Source organism: Ferruginibacter sp. HRS2-29 (genome assembly GCF_024343615.1).
GTDB lineage: Bacteria > Bacteroidota > Bacteroidia > Chitinophagales > Chitinophagaceae > Ferruginibacter.
In genome coordinates, this window is record NZ_RJUB01000162.1 from 111864 (window position 1) to 129790 (window position 17927).

General features: G+C 44.7%; 13 protein-coding genes. 4 read left to right on the forward strand and 9 right to left on the reverse strand.

Annotated features, from left to right (window positions below):
- Window positions 1-42: 42 nt before the first annotated feature.
- Window positions 43-399, forward strand: a complete 357-nt coding sequence (locus EGI32_RS20605; RefSeq protein ID WP_255157656.1) for a thioredoxin family protein — start codon at window positions 43-45, stop codon at window positions 397-399.
- A 36-nt stretch (window positions 400-435) separates the two neighbouring features.
- Here the strand turns inward: EGI32_RS20605 and EGI32_RS20610 are convergent, their stop codons facing one another.
- On the reverse strand, window positions 436-2028 hold the full coding sequence (locus EGI32_RS20610; RefSeq protein ID WP_255157555.1) for a serine hydrolase: 1593 nt from the start codon (window positions 2026-2028) through the stop codon (window positions 436-438).
- Between the two features lie 115 nt (window positions 2029-2143).
- Window positions 2144-2953, reverse strand: a complete 810-nt coding sequence (locus tag EGI32_RS20615) for an AraC family transcriptional regulator (protein WP_255157556.1) — start codon at window positions 2951-2953, stop codon at window positions 2144-2146.
- 310 nt (window positions 2954-3263) lie between these two features.
- On the opposite strand from EGI32_RS20615, the gene EGI32_RS21455 reads away from it, so the two are divergent.
- Window positions 3264-3530, forward strand: a complete 267-nt coding sequence (locus EGI32_RS21455; RefSeq protein ID WP_369681694.1) for a LytR/AlgR family response regulator transcription factor — start codon at window positions 3264-3266, stop codon at window positions 3528-3530.
- A 143-nt stretch (window positions 3531-3673) separates the two neighbouring features.
- On the opposite strand, the gene EGI32_RS20620 is transcribed toward EGI32_RS21455, so the two are convergent.
- From EGI32_RS20620 to EGI32_RS20650, 7 genes are all read right to left on the reverse strand, one after another.
- Window positions 3674-4984 (reverse strand): gluconate:H+ symporter, encoded by a 1311-nt coding sequence (locus EGI32_RS20620; RefSeq protein WP_255157557.1) that lies wholly within the window; start codon window positions 4982-4984, stop codon window positions 3674-3676.
- A 1-nt stretch (window position 4985) separates the two neighbouring features.
- Complete coding sequence (locus EGI32_RS20625; protein WP_255157558.1) at window positions 4986-6161, reverse strand: endo-1,4-beta-xylanase; 1176 nt, start codon at window positions 6159-6161, stop codon at window positions 4986-4988.
- A gap of 12 nt (window positions 6162-6173) precedes the next feature.
- Window positions 6174-7001: a fumarylacetoacetate hydrolase family protein gene (locus EGI32_RS20630; RefSeq protein ID WP_255157559.1), complete on the reverse strand. Its 828-nt coding sequence runs from the start codon at window positions 6999-7001 to the stop codon at window positions 6174-6176.
- A gap of 60 nt (window positions 7002-7061) precedes the next feature.
- Window positions 7062-8780 carry an IlvD/Edd family dehydratase gene (locus EGI32_RS20635; RefSeq protein ID WP_255157560.1) on the reverse strand — a complete coding sequence of 573 codons (1719 nt, stop codon included), beginning with the start codon at window positions 8778-8780 and terminating at the stop codon, window positions 7062-7064.
- 43 nt (window positions 8781-8823) lie between these two features.
- Window positions 8824-10410 carry an aldehyde dehydrogenase (NADP(+)) gene (locus EGI32_RS20640; protein WP_255157561.1) on the reverse strand — a complete coding sequence of 529 codons (1587 nt, stop codon included), beginning with the start codon at window positions 10408-10410 and terminating at the stop codon, window positions 8824-8826.
- Window positions 10411-10511: 101 nt separating this feature from the next.
- Entirely contained in the window at window positions 10512-12107 is a 1596-nt protein-coding gene (locus tag EGI32_RS20645) for a SusD/RagB family nutrient-binding outer membrane lipoprotein (protein WP_255157562.1), read from the reverse strand.
- A 4-nt stretch (window positions 12108-12111) separates the two neighbouring features.
- The gene (locus EGI32_RS20650; protein ID WP_255157563.1) at window positions 12112-15288 is read right to left on the reverse strand and encodes a SusC/RagA family TonB-linked outer membrane protein; all 3177 of its coding nucleotides are present in this window, start codon (window positions 15286-15288) and stop codon (window positions 12112-12114) included.
- Window positions 15289-15457: 169 nt separating this feature from the next.
- Here EGI32_RS20650 and EGI32_RS20655 point away from each other — a divergent pair, with 169 nt between their 5' ends.
- Window positions 15458-16354 carry an AraC family transcriptional regulator gene (locus EGI32_RS20655; RefSeq protein ID WP_255157564.1) on the forward strand — a complete coding sequence of 299 codons (897 nt, stop codon included), beginning with the start codon at window positions 15458-15460 and terminating at the stop codon, window positions 16352-16354.
- Window positions 16341-17888, forward strand: a complete 1548-nt coding sequence (locus EGI32_RS20660) for a gluconokinase (RefSeq protein WP_255157565.1) — start codon at window positions 16341-16343, stop codon at window positions 17886-17888. Before EGI32_RS20655 ends, EGI32_RS20660 begins: the two co-directional genes overlap by 14 nt.
- Window positions 17889-17927 lie beyond the last annotated feature (39 nt).

Sequence of the window (17927 nt, forward strand, 5' to 3'; positions counted from 1 at the left end):
TTGGACTGAAGCCGGAACACGGTTATTTTTAAGGCTATAGAAATCGCCAGGAAAGAAAATAGACCTGCACTGATCGATTTTGCAGGATGTGGTTGTGAAACTTGCCGAAATATGGACGGGTTTCTGTGGGGTGAACCTGTTGTACAGCCTCTTGTCCGGGATGAACTGGTTCTGGCCTCCCTTTATGTCGATGACAGGGTAGATTCCCCCAGGTTGCTGCAAGCTGGGGGAACAGTTATCATTACCGCAAGGAACGCCCCCGAAAAAGAGAATAACAAACTGCATTTTATTCCTGCCGATCTGAGTAAGGCAGAAGGAACAAAAGTAGCCGATGAACCCCGGCGGAATAAAGGAGTTGTAGTGCCCGTGTTTTTGAGGGATACTGGGGCATTGTCTTAATCCTAAAGAGATCAGTTAGGAGGCAGCCGGGTGGAATTATTTGGGTGAACCAATGGTCTGATCGGCACTTGTTATTCTCTTTAAATCCAGATCCTGGAAATCAAAACTAAAATCAATACCCGGCGAAATGCCTCTCATTTTTATGGACGTTGCTTTTCCGCCTTCCGCCGACGAGAACGTAGCAAATACGTCACAGTTCATGTCCCGGTACTGCCACTTTACGGCAAAAGTATTTGAACTGTAGAAATGCATAGGCCCGGTCAATTTTGGTGAGCGCAGGCTTTTCATCCAGAGTTGTTTGCCTTTTAAGAAGACCTCGATTTTTCCAAACCACTTATCTTCATACATACCTGTGTAGTCACTACTTTCGATCTTAGTATTTTTTACAGAATCCACTTTTCCCCAAACCTTTTTTGTCACTTCATCTACATAGTTCGCATTTTTAGCAAAATTCTTCGCCCTGCTATCCACCCATCCTGCATCATCCAGGCCCCAATAGCTGTCCATGATTGCTCTTGTAACTGCAAAAGTAAGACCAGCCCCGCCGCTTTCTGTATTGGTTAAAATGATAATACCCAAATTCAAATCCGGGATCAGTGTGACCTGCGACAACATACCGGGTAAGCCACCAGTATGCGTAGCGACCAGATTACCTCTCATATCATTTAAAAGCCAGCCTAAACCATATCCGTTAAAATGCGTATTATATCTTTCAGATACATAATTTGGCAGTACTGTTTGTATAGTCCACATTTTACCGCTGTTAGCGGAAGAAAATAAGGAAGATTTCAAACTGTCTCCATATTTACCCCTGTTAAGTTGCATGATTGCCCATTTAGACATATCAGACACATTGGAATACATCCCTCCGGCTGCACTGATCATTCCGATTTTGAAACGATTGATCGCCTTTAACGAGCCTGTTGCAGAAGAATGCGGTGTAGCCAGATCCATTACTTCACTAACAGATCGATCTCCTACAAATGAATTTTCCATTTGCAATGGTTGCAGGATGCGCTTTTGAATAAAATCCTCGTAACTCATATTGCTCACTCTTGCTATTATTTCTCCGGCAATGATGTAAAGCAAATTATCATAGTTATATTTTGTTCGGAATGCAGATACCGGTTTAAAATGCTGGAAAAGGGTTACAACATCATTCACCGTAAAATCCGCTCCGTCGGGGTAAAATGTCAAATCGCCCGCTCCAAGGCCCAAGCCGCTTCTATGGGTTAAAAGATCAACAATATTAAAATTGTCAGTGACATACTCGTTATACATTTTAAATTCCGGGATATATTCTTTTACCTTATCGTCCCATTTTATTTTTTTTTCATCAACGAGTATAGATAATGCAGCCGTGGTAAATGCTTTGGTGTTGGAAGCAATTTGAAAGTTCGTACGCACGGTAACCGGCGTTTTGGTATCAATAGAACTAACCCCATAACCTTTTTGATGAATCACTTTCCCGTCTTTCACAATAGCTATTGCAGCTCCCGCTACCTTCAATTTGGTCAGCCCTTCTTCCATAAGCGAGTCAATTTTGCTGGAAGAAACCTGTGCAACACATGCCAGTGTTAAAAAGAAAAAAAATGAGGTCGATATAGCAAGATGGATTGTTTTTGTCATGTCGGTTAACTTTTTAAAACAGATGATTACCCTTAAAGATGCCCTGTAAGAAGAACGGGGTATTAAAGCAAAGAAAGTTCAAAAGTTATCGCCAAAATTGTAAAATTGTTACCGGCTAGATAAAAAGCCAGACATTCTTTTGATGGGTATCCACATTTTTAAAAAAACTTTTAGGGCTACTATTTGTCAGTGCCCTGAAGTCTTTAATAAGATGTGATTGATCGTAGAAGTAATTCTCATAGGCCAGTTCTGTTAGGCTGCGTATGCCGCTTTTATTACTTATCGCCTGCCGAAAACGGTATATTTTCTGGTATTCACCCGGCGGTTTTCCTAAATGTCGGAGAAACAGCGTATTCAAATGTTTCCTGGACATATCATATTTTCTGGCAACGGCCTCTATTTTCATGTTGGATTCAATATCTTTCAATATGTTTCTCATGAACTCCAGATCTTTTTCGGCGAAATTCAGCAGCCAGAATTTCTCCAGTTGTTGTATCTGCGCCTCGCGATCCTTCTCTGCAAATATTTTAAACATTTCTGTTTCAAAATTGGCCAGGGTAGCTGAAAAGCCAGCCATCCTTTTTTCCAAAAACAATGTCTCTATATTCTTAACAAAATGGTTCAACCCCAGTGGCTTGAAATAGATAGTCAGCTCGTGAATGGGCTTTTTATAATAAATTTCAATGGGATTGATGTATCGATGTACTACACTGGTGTGAATGTTTTCTTTCTTTGAAGGGAAAAACTTTATACTGTTTTCTGAAAGCAGCACGCGGGAGTTAAGGTTAATTGATACAATGCAAAAATTATTCGGGAAAGTCCAGTATTTTTCTGTTCCGCCCTTTTGATTATCTACGATAAAATAATACCCTTCTATTAGCTGTTGTAACAGTTTGTTTTTAGGGGTATAAAATTTTAGATTCATTGCAACCTTCTTGAATGTTGTAAAATTACAGATAATAAGGGAGTATGTATTAGCCATCTTATTTGTTCGGTCGCTATCTCTGAAACCCGTGCGCCCGTTGAGAATAACAATTCAGTTACTACAATATTTTGAAGGGCTTCAAAAAAGGTGAAGCTGTGGGCATTGGGAATCACTTCTTTGGTAGACGACTTTTAGGATTTTCTCTATTCCCCTTAACTCCATTAGACAAAGTAAATGCTTCACTGAAAGGTACTGGGGATCCCAGCCTGATCACGTGCTGATTAAAATGGAGCAGGCATATGTAAAGTTCATGTTTGATGATATTCTTTATCTCGAAGGGCATGACGATTACGTGAAAATACACATGAAGGTAAAAAAGCCGGTGCCGGTAAGGATGACATTAAAAAAGCTAACAGAAATACTTACTCCCGATTTTATAAGAGTTCAACGATCATATATTGTAAATGTAAAAAAGATCACCTCCGTTAAAGGCAAGAGTATTTTTTTAGGTGATACGGAAATTCCGATCCGGAATCTTTATGAAACTGAATTTTTTAAAGCTTTTAAGATTAAGTAGTTATCAGGAACCAGGCAAAATTGTAATTACCATTTAAGGTAATTGTGGGTGGAAGAGGAAATATACTTTTCTCGGGGGATCAGGCTTTTAACAATAGTTGAAAATAACTCAGATGGTTCTTTTTTCTATACAGGCTTGTGTTTCTAAATAAATATATCGAGGACGAGGATGCCCAGCAATCCAAGAATGGAGATGATAGTTTCCATAATGGTCCAGGACAAAAAAGTTTGTTTCAGGGAAAGTTTAAAAAACTCTTTGAACATCCAAAACCCGGAGTCATTTATATGGGAACCAAATACACTTCCAGCTCCCACTGCCAATACCATCAGTTCGGGTGAAACAGCACTGGTGACTACCAGCGGAGTTACCACGGCTGCTGCTGTAATGCCGGCCACGGTGGCGGATCCAATGGCAACACGCAACAATGCGGCAATAGCCCAGGCAAAAATGAGTGGCGGCATTTGCCACTTACCGCTAAACGATGCGATGTATTTATCCGTACCGCTATCCTGCAACACCTGTTTGAAAATACCGCCTGCAGTAATGATCAGCAGAATAACGGCAATTCCTGAAATGGCTTGGTTGAGCCAACCCGTGGTGGTACTTACGGAGTGGCCGGCCCTGAGCCCGAAATACCACATCGCGACTATTACAGATATGAGGAGGGCTATAGTAGAGTCACCGATGAAGAGGATCACTTTTTTTAAAACCTGGTCGGGCAAAAAAATGTCAGCCACTACAGATAATGTTATCAAAATAACGGGTAACAAACCTATTAAAAAACTAGGCAATGCTGCCGGCAGTTTTTTCCCGGTATCGGTGTCATCAGACGTAAATAAAGATATTGGTGCTGTCTCCATACGTTTCAGCATTCTGCCCAAAACAGGCCCTGCCACTATTACTGCGGGTATGGTAATGATTAATCCGTATAAAAGTGTTTTTCCCATATTGGCGTTGAATGCGTTTACCAGAAATGCGGGACTGGGATGGGGTGGAAGAAAACAATGTGTAGTGGATAAGGATGCTGCCATTGGAATGGCCACATAGAGTAAAGGAAGTTTTGCTTTGCCGGCGATCGAAAAAACGAGCGGAACCAGTATCACAAAACCCGCATTATAATACAGCGGGATACCGATGAGGAAACCTGTAAGTAACACGGCCCACTGGATATTTTTCGGGCCGAAGCCATTGATCAGGGTAGTGGATATTTTTTCCGCCGCACCACCAACTTCGAGTATCCTGCCCAACACCGCACCGAGGCAAATGATCATGACAAGTCCGCCCAAAGTACTGCCCACGCCATTTTTAATAGATTCGAGGATGGCGGCGGGTGTCATGCCTAAAAAAAAACCGGTAATGATGGCAACGATCAGGAGGGATAAAAAAGGGCTTACCTTTTTATAGGTTAAAAAGATCTGCAGCACAATCGCTAAAACAATGATGACTAACTGCATATCACTTGATTTTTAAGGGGACTGATAATACTGCATTCAATGCAGGTTTAGGCGTCAGATCCCTGTTCCACAACAAAGGATAATCTGTACGGCCGGGTATGGGATAATCGTTTTTCCAGCTCATGCCGTCTTCTACGCCCCAAAGGGTTACCCTGCTGATCTTATCCCGCCTTTTGTAAAAAATAGTAAAAAGTTCCTGATAGCGGTTGGTCAATAAAGTCTGTACACTATCAGGCAACCCGTTGATATAAGGATCAAAAAATTTCTTAAATTCTTCCAGTTGAAATTGTTTGTCACTCATGGCCTGGCCGATGACCTGGCCTTCTTTGGTCAATGGCAACACATCAACATCCAGTTCCGTGATCATTACTTTAACACCGCAGGCTGCATATGCGTCAATAGCGGCTTCAATGTATTTTGTTTCAGGAAAATTGAGTCCCCAATGGCCTTGTATACCTACGCCATCGATCCTTATCCCTTCTTTTTGCAGTATTTTCACCATACGCACGATACCATCTCTTTTGGTGGGCCGCCAGGCATTGAAATCGTTGTAGTATAATTCTGTGTCGGGTGCAAATTCCTGTGCAAATTTAAAGGCATATTTTACCAGTGTATCACCGTTGCCTATGGCATTTACCCATGTAGTATGCCTGTAATTACCATCCTCGTCTATCACTTCATTCACCACATCCCATGCGTTTACGCTGCCTGCATAGCGGCCGGCAACGGTTTTGATATGTGTACGGAGCCGCTCGATCTGTTCTTCTTTTGTATTAGGTTTTCCGCTTGCATTGGTAAAGAACCATGCGGGCACCTGGTTGTGCCACACGAGCGTATGGCCGATGATGAACATCTTGTTTTTTTTACCAAACTCAACAAAAGCGTCTGCTGGCCCAAAGTTGAACACGCCGGGCTGAGGATTTATGAGCGCAGCCTTCATTACATTTTCCGGCGTAATGGTATTGAACTGCGCCAGTACAATATCCTGCAATGGTTTGTTACTGCCGGATACAATGCCGGCGTTTACGGCAGTACCTAACAAAAAAGCATCCTTGTAAGCTTCTTTTAACGTGGCAGGAAGGGGAGTGAGGGAAGCTGTTTTTTTTGTCTGCGCAAAACTTTGAAAACACAAAAGCATACAAAATCCTGCCAGCAATTTTACTGTTGTTTGTTTCACCTGTTGTGTTTTTTATGCTACATGATTTACCAGTTGGCCAATTCCTTCGATGGATATTTTTATCTCGTCTGCCTGTTGAAGTGTAAAATCATTTCCCGGAACGATGCCTGTTCCTGTCATGATCAAACAACCATGCGGAAAACTACATTCCCGGTATACATAGGAGGCAAGTTCTTTAACAGTTCTTTTCATCTGATGGATAGCAACATTTCCTTCGAAAACTTTTTCGTTATTTCTGTTGATCACCAGGCTGATCATAGTCTCCGGCGGTAAAGGTTCTTCTGTCAGATAAATGCAAGGGCCCAACGCTGCGCAGGCATCATAGGTTTTTGCCTGTGGCAGGTACAAAGGGTTTTCTCCTTCGATGCTGCGGCTGCTCATGTCGTTGCCGATGGTATAGCCGATAATTTTCCCGGAAGATGTTACCACTAACGTAAGTTCCGGTTCCGGTACATCCCAGGTAGAATCCTTGCGGATATTTACTTTTTCACCCGGGCCCACGATCCGGTGCGCCGTGGCTTTGAAGAATACTTCCGGTCTTTCGGCGTCATATACTTTTGCGTAAAAGTCAGCACCGCCTGATAGCTTTGATTCTTCCTGCCGGCCTACTTTGCTTCTCATATAAGTAACGCCGCACGCCCAGAGTTCCTGGTTGCCTACCGGGGCCATCACATCTTGTATTAATTCGCTGCCACCCGCGGTTAGCGAAGCAATAAGCGAAGAGGCCGTTTGCAAAATAGTATCGTCATTGATAAAGCTGTCCCAGTTTTGATCTTTTATCAAATAAAATTTTTCCTCTTTTTCAATTACTATACCGGCGGTGGTTTTAAAAATTTTCATCTTCTGTTGTTTAAGTGATAAGGTATTGCGGGGATGTGTATTTCCAGGCTTCCACTCACATCAGTGAGAATCCCTGGTAACCTCTGAGCCTGAACTTCCCTGCAGAAAGTCAAGATCTGCTCCCATGTCTGCGCCCATCACGTGTTTGATATACATGCTTACATAACCACGGGTAGCGGCAGGTTTGGGTACCTGCCACGCGGCCCTTCTTTTCTCCAGTTCTTCATTGGAAACGTGTAAATGTAATTTCCGCTGAGCCACATCCAGTTCGATCATATCGCCATTTTGCACCAATGCCAGGTTTCCGCCGATGGCAGATTCCGGAGATACATGCAGTACAGCCGTTCCGTAGGCGGTGCCGCTCATTCTTCCATCAGAAATACGGATCATATCTTTGATGCCTTTTTCCAATACTTTTTTCGGCAGCGCCATGTTACCTACTTCCGGCATCCCCGGATAACCAACAGGGCCAACATATTTTAAAACCATTACGCAGTTTTCGTCGATATCCAGGTCGGGCAGATCAATCCTTGCGTGATAATCTTCAATGCTTTCAAATACCACTGCCCGGCCTTTGTGTTTCATTAAAGCCGGAGTGGCTGCAGAGGGTTTGATCACCGCACCATTTTCGGCCAGGTTGCCTTTTACCACCACACAACCTGCTTCGGGTATCAATGGATCCTGATAAGTAGCAATTACATCGTTGTTATAACATTCGGTATGGCCGCTTATATTTTCATGGTGATTTTTACCGGTAACAGTGATGATATTTTTATGGAGTTTATCTTTTAATTCATTCAGGATAACCGGTAGCCCGCCTGCATAATAAAAATCTTCCATCAGGTATTTACCGGATGGCATCAGGTTAAGCAATAGCGGGATCTTACTTCCGAGGTTGTCAAAATCGTCGAGGTTCACTTTCACACCAATCCTTCCTGCAATAGCGGTAAGGTGAATGATGAAGTTGGAAGAGCCACCCACGGCGGCATTCACCATGATGGCATTTTCAAATGCTTCCCTGGTAAGTATTTTATCGATGGTAAGGTTTTCTCTCACCATTTCCACAATCCTCCTTCCGCTGAGCTGCGCCATTTGTTTTTTTCTGGAATCTGCCGCAGGGATAGCGGAGGCGCCTGACAGCGTAAGCCCCAGCGATTCCACCATGCAGGCCATGGTACTTGCTGTGCCCATGGTCATGCAATGGCCGATACTGCGGCTCATGCAACTTTCGGCCAGTTCACATTCCTCACCGGTCATTTTACCGGTTTTCATGTCTTCATCAAATTTCCACACATGCGTGCCGCTTCCAATGGTTTGTCCTTTATATCTTCCGTTGAGCATTGGCCCTCCGGGAACTACGATTGTTGGTAAGCCTACGCTTGCAGCCCCCATCACGGTAGATGGGGTGGTTTTATCGCAGCCGGTGAGCAGCACCACGCCATCGATAGGGTTGCCGCGGATGGATTCTTCCGCATCCATACTCGCCAGGTTCCTGAACAGCATGGCAGTAGGTTTAAGCAGTGTTTCGCCCAGGCTCATGATGGGGAATTCCAGCGGAAAACCACCGGCTTCCAGCACACCACGTTTCACCATTTCGGCATGTTCTCTGAAATGTGCATTGCACGGGGTAAGTTCGCTGAATGTATTACAGATACCGATCACCGGCCTGCCATCAAACATGTCGGTAGGCATGCCCTGGTTTTTCATCCAGCTGCGGTAAATAATTCCGTCTTTATCTTTTCTGCCAAACCAGTCGTGACTTCTTAAGCTTTTGCCCATCGTATACTATTTTATTAATTCTGTACTATCTTTTTCTTAGGGACTAATTTATGTCTTTATTCGTGTTCTCGCCATTTATAAGCCTGTAAATATGCAGGGTGTTTTTATCCTGTAATTCTACAGGCAGCATTTGCTGCGGCATGTTCTGGTAACAGACGGGCCGGGTAAACCTGTAAATGGCTGCGGTACCCACGGACGTTGTTTTACTGTCGGTGGTGGAAGGAAACGGCCCTCCGTGTACCATCGCACTGCACACTTCTACGCCGGTAGGGAAACCGTTGATGATTACCCTGCCCACTTTTTGCTCCAGGATATCCAGCAGATCCTTGTATTCATGCAATTCATCGGCAGTGCCATGAACGGTAGCCGTGAGGTGGCCCGAAAGATTGTTGGCAATATCGAGCATTGCTTCTTTCGAATCAACAGGAACCACCATCGCCGTTGGCCCAAAGACCTCTTCGCTCAGTGAAGGGTTGTTGCTGAATATGCTTTGATCAGTTTTGAGCAATACGGGGGTGGCCCAATTATCCGGTGAAGCATTTCCAGAAGGGGAGAGCGCAAATTTTTCCACTCCATCAATGGCAAGATGATGGGCAACCCCGCTGTTATAGGCATTTAAAATGCCGGGTGTAAGCATTACCCCGCCGGGCGTTTTTTCAAATTCGTTTTTGAGTAACTGCGGGAAATCATCTCCTGTATTTTGATGGATCAACATGCCGGGGTTTGTGCAAAATTGACCGACGCCCAATGTTACCGCTGCGGAATAACCTGCGGCTATTTGTGCGCCGCGTTCTTTCATCGCCTGCGGCAAAATAAATACAGGATTGGTGCTGCCCATTTCTGCATATACAGGAATAGGTACTGGCCTGCTTACCGCGGCATCGAACAAAGCCTTGCCCGCTTTATAAGAACCTGTGAAACCCACGGCTTTTATAAACGGATGTTTTACGAGTTGTATTCCGGAATCAATACCATTATCGAAGAGTAAAGAGAACACACCATCCGGCATGCCTGTTTTTTCAGCGGCGCTTTTTATGGCCTTTCCTACCAATGCCGACGTGGCGGGATGTGCAGGATGGGCTTTTACAACTACCGGGCATCCGGCGGCAAGGGCCGATGCTGTATCACCTCCGGCCACTGAAAAGGCGAGGGGAAAATTACTTGCGCCAAAAACTGCTACCGGGCCGATTGCGATATGCATAAACCGGATATCCGGTCTTGGTAAAGGCGCTCTTTCGGGCAGGGCCGTGTCGATCCGGGCATCCACCCACGAGCCTTCCTTCAATAACTCCGCAAACATTTTTAACTGGTTGACCGTTCTCATCCGTTCGCCTTCGATCCTGGCTTTTGGCAGGCCGGATTCTTCACAACAAACGGTGATCAGTTCATCTCCTGCGTTTAAGAGTTCTTCTGCAACAGCATATAAAAAATCCGCTTTTTCGGCCCCGCTTTTTTTTCTGTAAAACTGAAAAGCAGTGGCTGCTTTTTCTACAGCAGCATTCACTTCTTCAGGCGTCACTTTAAAAAAAACATATCCGTTGTTCTGTTGCGTTGTGGGATTATACGAATGAAAGGTCTCCGTTCCTGAAGCAGAATTTTCAAATCCGATAATATGCTGTCCTGTTGTCATTAAAAATGGGCTTATTGGTTATAGAGATAATGGATGTTGAATAAATACCTGATGTAGACACAAAAGGTCTTAACTATGAGAACGCTGATACTATTTATTTTTTAGGGCTTGTCCCAGAATACTCTTGTCGTTAAGTTGTCGGTGCCTCCGATAGCCTGAACGGCAGCAGTATAATTGGCCCTGTTGTTGGAAGACTCGTAATCCGGATAAGACAATCTTCTTATAAAGCCACCGCTGAGGTTATTATTGTACAGGTTTGGGCTGAGAACCGGGAAACCCGACCTTCTGAAGTTAGCCCATGCTTCTGTTCCATTGGCGATATTTACTATCCAGTATTGCGTGTTGATCAATCTCAGCGCATCAGCGGGATTGTATAAAACTGCCGGATCGGCAAGGTAGGCGGCTTTTGCCACGCCTGAAATTGTTCCACCATTTGGATATAATGCATAAGTATCCATATTGGCCGTTATGCCGGCTTCGTAGTAAGTTTTAGCTGCAGCATCACCTCCGGGGATCCAGCCCATTTTTGCCGCCTCTGCCAGGAGCAGTGATGTTTGTCCGTAAGTTACCCAAAACGTAGGGGCAGTCTGGGATGCTACCGTTTTTACATTTAGCTGCGAATAATTATATCCGCCGCCCCGTGTACCCCTGTAAGGGGGATTAGAAAGTGCATCGCTTATAACACCTACCGGAACCCCAAACTGGCTTGCTATAGTGAGATCCGGATTTGGATCGGCCAGGGGATTGGAAGGGTCTGCAAATTTTGCAACGATAAACGGGCTACGGGGGTCGTTGGTATTTTTAAGCTGGTTTACAAACGGCTCGGCCGCGTAGTAAAAACGTGGATTATTATTTACCAGGTTAACATTGGGGACATTGGTGGCGATCGTACCATCATACTTCACAAAAACATTGTCGGCATTAGACGTCATTACACCGCCTGCAAATGCTTCGGCCGCTAATGCCTGTGCCTTTGCCGGGTTGATCTTTGAGTAACGCATCCCTAATCTCAACAATATAGAGTAGCCTAATTTTTTCCATTTTGCCACCTGGTCGGTCGCGTTGGTGATAGGTATAACAGCATGCGACCCAAAGAACAGATCTGCAGATACATAATCACCTGCAGGACTCAAGGCAGCGGTAGCTTCTTTTAATTCCTTTTCAAGATCTGCATAGATGGCCGCATCATCGTCGTATTTAGGATAAGGGATATTTTCCGTATAAGCTTTTCCTGCATCGAAATACGGTACATCGCCATAAGTATCCGTCAACTCCATGAACCCGTATGCTTTCCAGATGCGGATCATACTTTTTAAATTGGTGAGCTTTGGATTATCACCAATAACATACAGCGCCTGGATCAGGCTTTTTACGCCGCCCGTGGTGGGGTTATTGAGCGGAGCGGTACCAACATAGGTATTCTCCCATCTTGCATTGTTGAAGTTGTCGATATCCGCATTAAAATTCGGGCCCTTCGTAGCTCCTGCGTCGAACGGGTTAACAAACTGCTGAACGATCGTGTTTTCTGTTTCCCAGCCAGCCCCAACGAATGAACGTTGCGCACCGGCAAAAAGCAATTGCGGCTCTACGCTGGTGATGGCGTAGGGATTGGTATTTACCTCTACAAAATCCTTATCGCATCCCGCAAAAAGGAAGATTGAGCTGATAAGGAAAATCTGATTGATTATTTTTTTCATACAATTAGAATTTTACGTTTAAACTTAAATTATAACTGCGTGTTGTAGGCAACGCAGCATTTTCATAACCTGCCCTTGTATCCCCTGAGGAAGGGAGTGCTTCGGGGTCAAGGCCCGGAAGATCTTTATACAAGATGGCCAGGTTGCGCACAGAGGCTGATAATGTAAGCCCTTTGAAGAATCTCAGGTAAGACACTTTATTTACAAGGCTGGTCAGGTTATAAGATAAAGAGACATTCCTCAACTTGATAAAATCTGATTTGAAAACGAATGGGTCACCGATCTGAAGATTCCTGTAATCTGCATAAAACCCTTGCAGGTCGGTAACAGCGACAGTATTTGGCTGCCCGGTGGCTTCATCGATACCGGGAAATACGATCCCGTTTTCACCATCGCGGCGCCCGGCCAGTGATGCTTTGGATAACCCCTGCCGCAACATATTCAATGCAGTAGCAGACATGATCTTGCCGCCGAATTTATAATCTACAAATATGGTGAGGTTAAGGTTTCTGTGGGTAAAACTGTTCGACCAGCCACCGGTGAATTTGGGAATGGAACTGCCCATCGGCACATAATTGGTTGTTGCCTGTAAACGGCCATTTTTAACGAGTATGTTGCCTGCGGCATCCCTCTTATAAGTCCTGGTGTACAATTGGTTGATGGCCATACCTTCGGTGTAATGCACCTGCCCGAGGAATTCATTGCCGGTGCCGTTGAAATAGATCAACAGAAAATCTTTTACACCCGGGGCAATGGATAGTACTTTAGTATCGAGGTAGGCATTGTTCCACGAACTCGTCCAGGTAAGATTGCGGTGTTTGATCGGTGTATACTCGATCAATGTTTCGATACCACTATTTCTCAAAGATGCAAGATTATCTTTCGAAGTAAGGTAACCTGACGCATTGGAAAGTGTTACGGGCAATACCTGGTCGGTAGTCACTTTTTTAAATGCAGAAATGTCGACCAGCAACTTGTTCTGGAACATCCTCATTTCCAGTCCCAGTTCCTGTTCTTTTACACTGTAGGGAACCAGTAAGGCATTGGGCGCAATACTTCCATCGACGGTTGCGGTTGGTTGGTTATTGAAATTATTCGGACTGATGGCGTAGTTCAGGATCCCTTCATAAGGGCTCACTCCATTGGCGCTGCCCGTTCTTGAAAAGGCCAGTCTCAGTTTACCAAAATTCAGCCACGTTTGTTTCTTCATCAATTCGGAGAAAACAAAACTGGTGGAAACGGAAGGGTAGAAGACATGGTTGTTCTTTGGGTTATAAACCGAGAACCAATCTTCCCGCCCGGTGAAATTAACGTAGATCAGCCTGTTGTAACCAAACTCTGCCAATCCATACAACGAATTGACGCGGCTTCGGCCATAAGTGTAGCTTTGTGTCTTAACATTACCGTTGGCAATTGAATAAAGATCCTTCACTAAAAAATTGGTCGTGGTCTGTAAAAGATTGTCTCCTTCAGAACGGTAAGTATTTCCGCCGAAACTTGCTTCCACAGAGAACTTCCCAAACTGGTGATCGCCACCCACAAGGAAGTCAGCATTTATTTCTGTTCCCTTGCCCTGTGATACGCTATAGTTTCCTTTATACGTTCCGTCAGCATTTGTAGGAATGCTCGTTCCGATGCCGTAGGGCGTGTGATTTTCATTTTTTGCGATCGTATAATTGTAATTATATCTTCCCTGGATGTATAACCAGTCTTTGATATCATATCTTAAAGTAGCCGTTCCCAGTATCCTGTCTCTTTTGGTTTCCCAATTTTGTCCGGCCTGGTTGGCATAATACGGATTGAGCACCGTACCCTGGAACCCGGAGGTTTGTGCTTCGGTGCCGGTGGTGGGGTTCACCGCACTGTTTTTGTATGCAGAAGAAGGAGTAGAAATAGCCAGCCTGGTGAAAAAATTCACTGATCCTGCTCCCTGTACACCCACCTGTGGCGGGTTGCTTTGTATTTCATTCGCCCAGTTGATGTTGACAAGTAATTTGAGCTTTTTAGTCACATTCTGGGTAAGGCCGATATTGAAAATTTTCTTTTTGTATTCGTCTCTCGGTTCAATACCTTTTGCATCAGATTTTGAAAAAGATGCCCGGTAACTTCCGTTGGCTCCACCCCCGGATAATGCCAGTGTATTGGTGAAGTTCATACCGTTTTGCAGGTAATCGAAAAGCCTGTCTTCATAGGCAGAGTAAGGTTGTAAAGAGCCATCGAAAATGGGGGTGGGAACACCATCTAACCTGGCTCCCCAGCCAAACTGGGCATTGCCTGCAGCAGCAGCGCCGGAAGCCGGCCTGAGGCCGCCCGTTCCTTGTCCGTATACCGTCTGGAACTGGTCCATATAATTCAAGGCAGTTTGAGTGGTAATGCTTGAGGTATATTCAATGCCCATCCCGGCATTTTTTGCACCCGATTTTGTGGTGATGATAATGGCACCTGCGGCCGCTCTCGAACCGTACAGGGCGGAAGCTGTAGAACCCTTCAGCACGGTCATGCTTTCGATGTCATCTGGGTTTACTACCTGGAGGTTGTCGCCCTGGTCGCGTAGGTTACCACCGCCTTCGGCGTTTCTTACACCCTGGTCCAAAGGAAGTCCGTTGATAACGATCAATGGAGAATTGGTGGATCCTGCAAACCCTACCTGGCCACGCAACCTGATCTGCGTACTGGCGCCGGCTCCGGCAGAAGGAGCAGAGATGTTGAGGCCTGCCACACGCCCTTCGAGCGATTCACCTACGTTGTTGGTTCGGTTGGTGACCAGGTCATCCGTTTTTACAGAAGTAGCTGCGTAGCCCAATTTCCGCTCCTGGCGTTTGATACCCAATGCGGTTACGATAACCGTTTCCATTTGTTTATCCGTAAGGGTCAACACAGCATCTACAGTGGTGCGGTTGGATATAGGTACTTCTATCACGGCATAACCGACAGAACTGAATACCAATGTGGCATTCGGTGAGGCATTGATGGTATACTGCCCCCTCACATCAGTGGACGTGCCGGCTTCCGAACCTTTTATTTTTACGGAAACATTGCCCAGCACCCTTCCCTGGGGATCTGTCACTCTTCCGCTTACGGCCTGTGCGAAAATTTTACCGGAAGCGAATGAAAAAAACAGGAAAAAGAAAAGCAATTTAGCATAGCCGGGCGAAAACGCCGGGTGTAGTTTTTTCTTCATGACAGCAATCGTTTTAATGAATAATTAAGTATGGCTGATAAACTGTAATTTATCAGTTTACAAAATAGGAGTAATAAAAATGGAAAAACTTCCAATAAAGCACGGCGTTGAATTTTACACAAATAATTTGCGCATAAGCCGTATTTTGGGGAATCATTAATGCTGCTACATGAAAGAGTTTTTACTTCAAAAAGGATATGACGAAGAACTGCAGCAGTTTGCGCATATCACCGAATTTGCTGTAAAAAAAAATAGCTCCGTTCAATTGAACTCCCTCAATGAAGATTGCACCAACAACATCCGGATATATTATATCATAGATGGAAAGTACGAATGGAACATACGGGATAAAGAGTACATCCTGTATCCCGGCGACTTGATCATCATTCAGCCCGGACATAAATTCGGAGGGCAAAAAGGCGTGATGGATCGCGGAACGCTTTGCTGGATATACGTTGAACTTGAAAAGGCCTCCATTCCGGAAAATATACTTTTTGGAAACTGGAGCTGCCTTCCAAAAAAGGAATTGTCGGCCATCGGCAAGATCCTTAAACTTTCATCGTCACCGGTCATTTCAAAAGTGAAGGAAGTGGAAAGAATATTGTTTGCTATCCGGCATGAATTATTTCACCAGCAGATCGCCTACATAACGAGGGTCAATCAATTGATCGATGAGATGTTCATCCTCATTGCCCGCAAACTTTCCCTGCAAAATAATACGCAAAGGGATTTTCCAAAATCTTTCCTTACCCTGGAAGAAGAACTCCGGAAAAACTTGTCCAACCAATGGACAGTGGAAGATATGGCAGCGCTCGTAGGGCTTGGTACTACTGCGTTTACCGAAAAAGTAAAGAACTATTCCGGGTTCAGTCCTTTGAATTACCTCATCACGATCAGGATCTCGGAAGCGATGAGGTTATTGCGCCGAAATGATCTGAACATAACAGACATTGCGCTGGACACCGGGTTTTATTCTTCACAGCATTTTTCAACCACCTTTAAAAAATTGACCGGTTACACACCGAGTAATTTCAGGAAAAAAAATATCTCCAATGAGAAAGACTAACCATAAAGGCAAAGATTGTATCATAACGATCGAGCTGGGAACAAATGCTGTGCGGATCTTTGCATTTGATCTGAAGGGAGCACTGATCGGGTTCAGCAAAGGAACGTACCCGACCTTTCATCCCCAGCCAGACTACAGTGAGCAGGATCCGGAGCAACTGTTCATCACGATGCTGTACGTGCTGAAAAATTTTTTAACGGAAAAAATACATTCGGAAAATTATACCGTTGTCACCATTTGTTTCAGTGCTTCCATGCACAGCGTGTTGCCCATAGATATAAATGGTGTGCCGTTTGGCAACGCCATCACCTGGGCCGATAACAGGGGGAAGAATGAAGCCAATGCGTTAAAGAATACGGCGTTGGGCAAGAAGATCTATAATGCAACGGGCACACCCATTCACCCGATGTCGCCGCTGATTAAAATTACCTGGCTGAAAAATAATGATAAGGTCAACTTCAAAAAAACGTTTAAGTTTCTTTCGATCAAAAGTTATATCATCCAGCAACTGACGGGCAAATATGTGATCGACCACAGCATTGCTTCTGCCACGGGCCTTTTTAATATTCACAATATGGACTGGGATCCGGATGCGCTTGCCTATGCAGGTATTACGGCAGACAAACTTCCGGATCTTGTTACGGTGTTTCACTCACCTGGTAAATTGAGAAAAGAATACCAGACCTCATTGGGCTTATCGGCACAGGTAAAGATACTGACCGGCTCGAGCGATGGTTGCCTGGCTGCGCTGGGAGCGGGGGTGTGGAGTGAAGGCAAGGCCACCATCACCATCGAAGACAGTGGGGCCATGCGGGTGGTGGGCAAAAAAGTGATGCAGGATGAAAAAGAACGTTTTTTTAATTATGTATTGACGGCAGACTATTTTGTTTCGGGCGGCCCCACCAATAACGGTGGCGTTATTTTTGAATGGCTTGCAAGGCAGTTCGGCGATTTTAAGAATGCTTATGATATCGAGACCTGCATGGAAGAACTCATCAACGATGCTACAAAAGTGGCTGCCGGTGCCGACGGTTTGTTGTTCCTGCCCTATCTTTTGGGCGAAAGGGCCCCTATATGGAACGCCAATGCAAGAGGATGTTTTTTCGGGATAAATATAAAACATGAACAAAAACATTTTGTGAGAGCTGCGATCGAAGGCATCCTTTATGAAATTTACAGCATTGGTAAAACCATTGAAGAGCACCGCCACATAAAAACACTTTCTGTAAACGGAAGTTTTGCTACGATACCTTTCTGCTCGCAATTAATAGCGGATATTTTCAACAAACCGGTGGGGGTAAGTAAGAATATCAACAGCGTGAGTTTGGGGGCGTTTTTGTTGAGTGCAACGGAAATGGGCATTTATAAAAACCTGGATGCCGCCGCAAAAAGCGTAGTGCTGGAAGAAACATTTACGCCCAATAAACTCAATCATGCTCTCTACAAAAAATATTTTGAAATATTCGAAAGGCTCAGCAGCAAATTTGCAGAAGAGTTTGAAGCCATTGCAAACCTGCAGCAGGAGAACCGATAAACGAGTTGTCAACTGCTATGAGTTGTCAACTCGTGGAAA